2 protein-coding genes are annotated in these 1,003 nt (G+C 51.8%); both read right to left on the bottom strand.

What is annotated here, in order from left to right; all coding sequences use genetic code 11:
- Nucleotides 1-170, bottom strand: a 170-nt coding sequence (locus CINSTRO3249_RS16045; RefSeq protein WP_143146886.1) for an IS1 family transposase, incomplete at its 3' end; no start/stop codon positions are given.
- Nucleotides 171-369: 199 nt separating this feature from the next.
- A complete protein-coding gene (locus CINSTRO3249_RS16040) occupies nt 370-867 on the bottom strand; it encodes a transporter substrate-binding domain-containing protein (RefSeq protein ID WP_254304389.1) in 498 nt (165 codons plus the stop codon).
- Between the last annotated feature and the right edge of the window lie 136 nt (nt 868-1,003).

The raw sequence follows: 1,003 nt of genomic DNA, 5'->3' as shown, positions 1-1,003 counted from the left end.
TCAACGATCTGCTCTTTAACTCCCGGCTTTCGCGCTTCATAGCGGTAGGTAAGCTGGAATACACGGTGACAGCACTGACACCGGAAGCGTTCGCGCTTAGTTGGACTAAGGCCATGTCGATAAATTTCATCTGAATGGCAGCGAGGACAATGAACAGAAACTGTAACCACGTGGAAACCTCAAATAGAGGCAGAATATCACAAAAGTCAACTATTTGAAGGCATTACCCGTTGTTTTATGAGGATCCATAGCGTCATTGATACCGTCAACACCCTGATTAAAAAAGGCAGGCCGAGAGCCCGCCCAGCGGCAGAAAAACCTGACGCGCGGCGCCATTACCCCGTTTCCGCTGGCGCCGACCCGGCAGACTTAAGGCTGCAACAGTGAGCGGACCGGCTCTTTCGGATAGGGATCGAAGCCGACGATGGGAGTGACGAGCTTGGCATAGGTCCCGTCCGCCACCATCTCCGCCAGCGCTTTATTAACCGCCGCCGCCAGATGCGGTTTGTTTTTGGTAAAGGCAAAGCCTTTCTGGATCCGGCTAACATAATCCGGCGTCTGGCGCAGCGGCAAATGCATATCTTTAATCAAAAACGCGTTGCCAATAGAATCATTGATCACGCCGTCAATATTGCCGTTAGCCAAATCCTGTACCGCCGCGGTCACATCAATATAATTTTTCAGCGTCGCGCCGTGATCCACCGCCAGCTGCGCATAGGTGGAAGACACCTGAGCGCCAATGCGTTTCCCTTTCAGATCCTGCGCGGAAGTGATAGAGGAATCTTGCGGAATGATAATGCGGCCGCCAGATTCGATCCAGCCGTCAGAAAACAGAATCGCTTTTTGCCGCGCGGGGGTAATATCCATCGCCGCACCTGAATCACCCCGGATAAATTAGAGTCTATACTTTAAAAGTGGAGGTCTCTATGACAACGACCAAACGTTACTCTCCGGAAGTCCGTGAACGGGCAGTTAATCTAGTGCTGGAAACTCAGCATGAGCA

This window comes from Candidatus Sodalis sp. SoCistrobi (assembly GCF_900143145.1).
Lineage (GTDB): Bacteria > Pseudomonadota > Gammaproteobacteria > Enterobacterales > Enterobacteriaceae > SoCistrobi.
The sequence above is the reverse complement of the archived record's forward strand: the minus strand, read 5'-3'. Positions and strand labels throughout refer to the sequence as shown.